Source organism: uncultured Aquabacterium sp., assembly GCF_947366995.1.
Taxonomy (GTDB): Bacteria; Pseudomonadota; Gammaproteobacteria; order Burkholderiales; family Burkholderiaceae_C; genus Aquabacterium.
Genome location: NZ_CANBCC010000108.1, coordinates 1 through 6,887 on the forward strand (window position 1 = coordinate 1; position 6,887 = coordinate 6,887).

The window sequence follows — 6,887 nt, forward strand, 5'->3', positions numbered from 1 at the left end:
CTACCCGGGCAAGAAACGCCTGCTGCTGTGCGGCTTCCACGAGGCAACGATGGCAGCCCATGCCGCCTCCGCCGCGCTCAACCCCGGCTCTCCCCAGCACCTGCTCTACACAACGACCAGCCCTTTGCTGCGTGAACGTCTGGGCGTCGCGTAAAATCTCGTTTCCGCTGGGGGTGCCCGCCGACACAAAGGCGCGGGCTGAGAGAGTCCCTTCGAACCTGAACGAGGTCATGCTCGCGTAGGAAAGCTGGTGGTCCGCCACAGGCCAGGCACGTCCGTGCCGGTTCTGTGGTGGCTGGCGCAGGCCCCTGATGGCCCGTGGACTCTTCTCGTCGCTCCCTGTTTGACGACCGATGTCCGAAACGGTGCCCTGGTGCACCGCGTGCCACGCCATGCTGACTTCCGCTACCGCCGACCGACCCGCTCCCCAGGCGACATCCCGCCTGCCGCGCCCCACCACGATTGCATGCGCCACCCTCCTCGTCTGCGGACTACAGTCACAGGCGCTGGCACAGCAAGCGGACGACAACGCGACCGTGCAAGCCGTCGGGGTGAGCGCCCAGGCGATCAAGCGCAGCGCCAAGGCCAGCATCGCCGGGCTGGGCGATCTGCCTGCATGGGAAACGCCCGCGCAGGCGCAGACCTACTCGAGCGATGCGCTGCGGGACGCCTTCGTGACGCGGCTGGCCGATCTGACGCGGCTGGACGCCAGCACGACCGACTCGTACAACACCGTGGGCTACTGGGACTACCTGACGGTGCGCGGCTTCACGCTCGACAACGCCTACAACTACCGGCGTGAGGGCCAGCCGGTGAACGCGGAAACCCGCCTGCCGCTGGAGAACAAGTCGGCCGTGGAGTTGTTCAAGGGCACCAGCGGCATTCAGGCGGGCGTCAGCGCACCGGGTGGTCTGGTCAACATGCAGGTGAAGCGTCCCGAGGGACGGGTGCACAGCGCCTTTTTCTCGTTGAACGACGCGGGTGAAGCACGTGCCGCAGTGGACATCGGCGGTCGGTTCGGTCCGCAACGCAGCCTGGGACTGCGCGTGAATGCCGCCGTGGCCCGGCTGAACACGCAGGTCGACAACACCGAGGGGCACAGCCGGCTGCTGTCGATGGCGACGGACTGGCGCGTGTCGCGCGACACGCTGATCGAGCTGGAGCTGGAAGACAGCTGGCAGAGCCAGCCGAGCGTGGCGGGCCTGAGCCTGTTGGGCGATCGCCTGCCGTCCTCGCGCACGTTCAGCCGCAACCTCAACCTGAACAACCAGCCCTGGAGCCAGCCGGTGCAGTTCGAAGGCCGCACCGGCTCGGTACGCTGGACGCAGAATCTGCAGGCGGGCTGGAAATCGACTGTGACGTATGGGGAGCAGCATCTGCGGACGAACGACCGGGCGGCGTTTCCGTTCGGCTGGAACGAGTATGTCGGGCCGGGGCCGGAGGACTACGCCTACTACTACAACTTCAAGAGCGACGGATCCGTCGACCTGTACGACTACCGCTCCGACAACGAGCGCCGCATCACCCGGTCGCTGCTCGCTCAACTTGAGGGACGCGTGCGCCTTGGCGATCAGGAGCACAACCTGCGTTTCGGGGCGTTGCGCTCGCTGTACCGCACCGCCATCAAGCCGCAGGCCTACAACTACGTGGGTACGCTCAATGTGCTGACCAACCCCAATCAGCCCTTCGATCCGAGCCCGGTCATGGAATCAGCCAGCCCGAACCGCTGGGAGAACTCGACCGAGTTGTCAGTGCAGGACCATGTCCGGCTCGCGCCCAGTTGGCAAGCCTGGCTGGGCCTGCGCCACACCAGCCTGAGCCGCCACAGCCAGGAAACCGACGGCGACGACAACACCTACATCAACCAGACGATCAACACCCCCTGGGCCGCGCTGGGGTGGACCTTTGCGCCGCAGACTCAGGCTTATGTGAGCTGGGGCGAAGGCGTGGAAACCAAGGCGGCCCCGCGCAATGCCGCCCTGCTGAACGCAGGCCAGATCCTGCCGGCGGCGAAGAGCCGCCAGACCGAGGTGGGGGTGAAGGGGCAATACAACGCCGGACGGGTGGTCGCGCAATGGGGCGCCAACGTGTTCCAGACGATTCGCCCGCTGGCCGAGACGGTGGACAGCACCTTCCGCTACAACGGCGATGCGCGCCATCGCGGCGTGGAGGGCTTCTGGCAAGGCCGCATGGGCCCTTGGGGCCTGGCCGCCAGCGCGATGCTGCTGGATGCCGAGCGCCGCGGCAGCACCGAGCCGACCGCGAACGGCAAGCAGCCGGTGAACGTGCCCGAGCGGACCGTGAAGCTGTCGGGCAGCCACACGTGGGGCCTTCCCGTGCCGCTGACACTGCAGGCCGATGTGGTGCACGAGGGCAGCCGGTGGGTTGACTCGGGCAACACGCTGCGCCTGCCTGCCTGGACTCGACTGGACCTGGGCGTGCGCGCCGTGCAGGGCCGCGACGCGCTGCGCACGATCACGTGGCGGCTGGGCGTGGCGAACGTGTTCGACAAGCGTGGCTGGCGTGAGGCGCCCTCGATGTTCGGCGGGCACACCTATCTGTTCCCCATCACGGGGCGCATGGTGACCGTCTCGGCGCAGATCGACTTCTGACCCGCGCGCGAGGTGCCGTGTTGCTGTTGCATCGCGCTCACACGGCACGCCTTCAGCAGGGCAGACGATGCCGCGCCCTGTTGGCGCCCCAAAAACGATGTTATAGTCTCGGTCTCGGTTGATGAGCACGGCAGCAATGCGGTGAGCGACAACCAAAACCGACATATTCCCCGATAGCTCAGTCGGTAGAGCGCCGGACTGTTAATCCGTAGGTCCCTGGTTCGAGCCCAGGTCGAGGAGCCAAGGCAAGGCAGAGCCCCACGATGTGATGTCGTGGGGCTTTGTCGTTTCTGGCGCCTGGGGCGTTCAGTCTTCCTCTTCGACGTCGCCCACCATCTCGCGGCAGGCGTCGGCGCAGCGGCGGCAGGCCTCGGCGCATGCTTCGCAGTGCTCCATGTCGTACTGCTCGCACTCGTCGGCGCAGGCGTCGCAGATGTCGGCGCACAGCGCGCACACAGCGAGCACGAAATCGCTGTCACGGGCCATCGCTTCAGCGGCCAGCGCACAGACCGCCGCGCAGTCCAAATCGAGCTTGATGCAGTCCTTCATGGTGCCCGGGTCTTCTTCCTCCAGACAGGCAGCCGCACATTGCAGACACGCCACCTGACAGGCCTGACAGGCCTCCAGACAGCTGTAGTTTTCAGGGTCGACCATGGGGGTGTCCTTTCTTGGTAAGGGGTGGATGGCCCCCTCGCGGCAACGCCCGTGCCCGAACACCGCCCGCCCCACCGCCGCTCGTGCCCAACCCTGACTGGAACCCCGGGAATCCTTGCTGAAACCCGGCACGGCGGGCGGTACGGCTTGCCGGACCTTGGGGACACAAAGGAACAGCACGCGTCAGAAGCGCGGGCATTCATGGGCATGGCACCTGCTGCGTGGGGCGCATCCCCCCACCTTTGAAGAGTTGCGCCATGTCCTTGCTCTCCCCTGTCTTCTCGCCCCTCGCGCTGATGTTGATCGCCCTGCCCGCGGGCGCTCAGACGGGAAGTGGCGCCGCCGGGCAACAGTTGCCCACCCTGGCGACCAGCAAAGGCTGCGTGGCCTGCCACGACATCGACGCACGCAAGGTCGGCCCGTCCTTTCGCGAAGTGGCTGGCCGCCATGGCGGTCAGAAGGATGCGGCCAACATGCTGACGGGAAAGATCCTGAACGGCAGTGTCGGCGCCTGGGGCCCGGTCGCCATGCCACCGAACAAGGCCATGGGCGTGACCGACGCCGAAGCCAAGCAACTGGCCACCTGGATCCTCACGCTGAAATCGCCCGCCGACACGTCGCGCAAGCAATCGGGCGGCAACCGCGACGCGCGCTGAGCAGTCGCCAGGCTCATCTCGTGAGCCTGACTACCGCCCGACGGGCTTGCTTCGCTCGGCACACGGCTTGCCGGCTTGAAAGGCATCCGAACCACCGGGAGACCGATATGCCGACGACCTGGGTTGTGGTGGCCGACGAGGCCATCGCCCGCATCATGCAGCAGCGCCCTGAGGACAAGGGGCTTAATGCCGTCGAGGAACTGACCGACCCGGACGCCCACGCCCGGGAATCCGACCTGCGCCGCGATGCGTTCGGCCGTCGCGGCATGACGGTGACCGCGTCGGCAGGCGATGACGAGAAGCACAAGGAGGCCGACGCGTTTGCCACCGACGTGGCCGCCGCGCTCGACAAGGCGTTGCAGCAGGGGCGCTACACGCGCCTGATCCTGATTGCCGCACCGCGGTTTCTGGGCTTGCTGCGCAAGGCCGTCAGCCCAGGCGTGGCGGCCGCGATTGAAAGGGAGCTCGACAAGGACCTCGTGCACGAGACGCACGAAGAGCTGGCCGCGCGACTGCGGCCAACGCCACCGACCTGAAAGGAGGCCGTCATGGCCCAGATCGACCTGTTGAACACCCCGGGCTGCCCGGTCGAACGTCAGCGCTTCACGTGGAAGGAACTCAACCCCAAGCCGCTGAGCAAGCTGGACGACGACGCCTTCAGCCGGGTTCGCGTCATCCTGCTCAACGGCATGGAGCTCGACAGCCTGCGGCTCAAGCACATGATGGCGCGCTGCAATGGCGAGTTGCGCCTGCCGCTGGCCGAGGTCCGGCGGGTGGAGCAGCACCAGGCCACCATGGTGAACTGGCTGATTGCCGCAGACCACTCGCCGCTGGAGACCACGATTGCCTACGAGCAGGTGGCCATCGAAGTGACCGCGGCCGTGGCGCAGAACGAGCCGGACCCCTACCTGGCCCAGACCTACCGCTTCGGCCTGCTGGAAGACTTCGACCACCTGTACCGCTACTCGGCGCTGATGGACCGGCTGGAAGGCAAGGACGCGAACAACATCCTGCAGGGCTACACGGACATCGTGCCGGGCCGGCCGACCGTGCTGGAGCACCGCCACCCGATGGACGATGTGCGACGGCCCTATGACCGCCACAGCACCGCGCTGATCAGCAAGCTGCACGCGGCCTTCATCACCGCCGCCGAGTACCAGACCCACGACTACTACATGAACATCGGGCCGACCTTTGCCGACCCGCTGGCACGCGAGCTGTATGCCGAGATCGCTTCGATCGAGGAGCAGCACGTGACGCAGTACGGCTCGCTGGAAGACCCGGGCGAGAGCTTCCTGGAGAAATGGCTCATTCAGGAGGCGGCCGAGGTGTACCTGTACCACAGCGCGATGATGTCGGAAGGCAACCCGCGGCTGAAGGCCATCTGGGAGCGCTTCCTCGACTACGAGCTGGGGCACCTGCAGTTGGCCATCCGCCTGTTCAAGGACATTGAACGACGTGACCCGGCCGAGATCCTCGTGGGTGACTTGCCCGCCCCCCTGCCCTTCAAGAGCCAGCGCGACTACGTGCGCAAGGTGCTCGCCACCGAGGTGGACTACCGCGCCGTCGGCAGGGCCTACCTGCCCCGCGGCCAGGAAAGCGAGGCGTCGATGGGGTACCGGCAATACCTGAACTCGATGGGCTCGCCGTCGCAGGCGGTGGCAGCCGGCTATCGCTGGACCTCGGGCACCGAGCTGAGCCGCAAAGTCGTCAATTACTGAAAGGACACCCCATGCAACCGCAACAGACTGGTGCCCACATGGGCATGAACCGCACCGGGGCCAAGATGTCGCCGATCGATGTGTCGGCGATGGAGGAGTACGCGGCCGCGTCGCCGGTGTCCGAGTTCGAGAGTGAAGACACGATGACCGCGATGCGGCTGGAGGCCATCGCCGAAGCCGACACCATCGGCTCGGTGCCGCTGCCGGGCACGCTGAAGGGCATGGTCACCACCGGGGTGTCGATGCTGAAGGGCGACAACCCGGCCATGCTGCTCGACAAGCTGGGCGAGCGCCTGGCTTTCGAGCGCACCGGCACGCGCCTGTACGAGGCCCTGCTGACGAAGGCCGTGCAGTTGATGCCGGAAGGCGATGCCCGGCTGACCACGCTGCAGCGCATCCATGACCAGGAGGCCGAGCACTTTCAGATGCTTGCCGGTGCGCTGCAGTCGCTGGGCGCCGACCCGACCGCGCAGACACCGTGCGCCGACGTGGGGGCCCAGATGTCGGCGGGCATTCTTCAGGTCGTGACCGACCCGCGGACGGATCTTGCCCAGAGCCTGAACGCCATCCTGACGGCCGAACTGGCCGACCACGCCAGCTGGGAGTTGCTGCAGACGCTGCTGCGGCACACCGGGCATGGCGAGATGGCAGACAGCTTTGGCCTCGCAGTGCAGCAGGAAGCCGAGCACGTGGTGACCATTCGGCAGATGCTGCAGGACTGCGTGATGGCCGCGGCCTGAGGCCATGTCCCGCACGGTGCTGGTGTGCGGTGCCAGCGGCTTCATCGGCCAGCAACTGGCGCATGCGCTGACTGCACGAGGCCACCGCGTGCTGCACGGGGTGCGGGATCCGGCAGCCTTCGAGCGTGCCCACCCCGGTGCGCGAACCGTGCCGGTGGACTTCTCCCGGCCCCGTGAGCCGGCTCACTGGTTGAGCCTGCTTCGCGGGGTGGACGTGGTGATCAATGCGGTGGGCCTGCTGCGCGAAACGGCACAGCAGCGCTTTGCCGACGTGCAGACGCGCAGCCCGTGCGCCTTGTTCGAGGCGTGCAGTCAGATCGGTGTGCGGCGGGTGATCCAGCTGTCGGCCCTGGGCGCCGACGCCGATGCCGACACGGCCTTTCTGCAGAGCAAGCATGTGGCGGACGACTGCCTGCTGGCCTTGCCGCTGGAGGGCGTGGTGCTGCAGCCGTCGCTGGTCTTCGGTCCTGGCGGGGCGAGCACCACGCTGTTCTGCACACTGGC

Annotated in this window: 7 protein-coding genes, 1 tRNA gene, 1 pseudogene and 1 riboswitch; of the genes and pseudogenes, 8 read left to right on the plus strand and 1 reads right to left on the minus strand. The window is 66.9% G+C overall.

From position 1 onward, the window contains the following. From Q0Z44_RS17820 to Q0Z44_RS17830, 3 genes and pseudogenes are all read left to right on the plus strand, one after another. Positions 1 to 154: pseudogene (locus Q0Z44_RS17820) on the plus strand (ferredoxin--NADP(+) reductase); the annotation flags it as partial. Positions 155 to 159: 5 nt separating this feature from the next. Continuing rightward, a riboswitch (TPP riboswitch) is annotated at positions 160 to 262 on the plus strand. Between the two features lie 130 nt (positions 263 to 392). Continuing rightward, on the plus strand, positions 393 to 2,612 hold the full coding sequence (locus Q0Z44_RS17825; RefSeq protein WP_298015276.1) for a TonB-dependent receptor plug domain-containing protein: 2,220 nt from the start codon (positions 393 to 395) through the stop codon (positions 2,610 to 2,612). Between the two features lie 167 nt (positions 2,613 to 2,779). Beyond that, positions 2,780 to 2,855, plus strand: a tRNA-Asn gene (locus Q0Z44_RS17830). Positions 2,856 to 2,918: 63 nt separating this feature from the next. On the opposite strand, the gene Q0Z44_RS17835 is transcribed toward Q0Z44_RS17830, so the two are convergent. Further along, complete coding sequence (locus Q0Z44_RS17835; protein WP_298015279.1) at positions 2,919 to 3,266, minus strand: four-helix bundle copper-binding protein; 348 nt, start codon at positions 3,264 to 3,266, stop codon at positions 2,919 to 2,921. A gap of 257 nt (positions 3,267 to 3,523) precedes the next feature. On the opposite strand from Q0Z44_RS17835, the gene Q0Z44_RS17840 reads away from it, so the two are divergent. The 5 genes from Q0Z44_RS17840 to Q0Z44_RS17860 form a co-directional block, all read left to right on the plus strand. After that, entirely contained in the window at positions 3,524 to 3,922 is a 399-nt protein-coding gene (locus Q0Z44_RS17840) for a c-type cytochrome (RefSeq protein ID WP_298015281.1), read from the plus strand. 107 nt (positions 3,923 to 4,029) lie between these two features. After that, positions 4,030 to 4,458: a host attachment protein gene (locus Q0Z44_RS17845; RefSeq protein ID WP_298015284.1), complete on the plus strand. Its 429-nt coding sequence runs from the start codon at positions 4,030 to 4,032 to the stop codon at positions 4,456 to 4,458. A 12-nt stretch (positions 4,459 to 4,470) separates the two neighbouring features. Then, positions 4,471 to 5,643: a hypothetical protein gene (locus Q0Z44_RS17850; protein WP_298015286.1), complete on the plus strand. Its 1,173-nt coding sequence runs from the start codon at positions 4,471 to 4,473 to the stop codon at positions 5,641 to 5,643. Between the two features lie 11 nt (positions 5,644 to 5,654). Next, positions 5,655 to 6,383 (plus strand): ferritin-like domain-containing protein, encoded by a 729-nt coding sequence (locus Q0Z44_RS17855; protein ID WP_298015288.1) that lies wholly within the window; start codon positions 5,655 to 5,657, stop codon positions 6,381 to 6,383. A 4-nt stretch (positions 6,384 to 6,387) separates the two neighbouring features. Then, a partial coding sequence (locus Q0Z44_RS17860) for an NAD(P)H-binding protein (protein ID WP_298015290.1) occupies positions 6,388 to 6,887 on the plus strand: 500 nt, incomplete at its 3' end.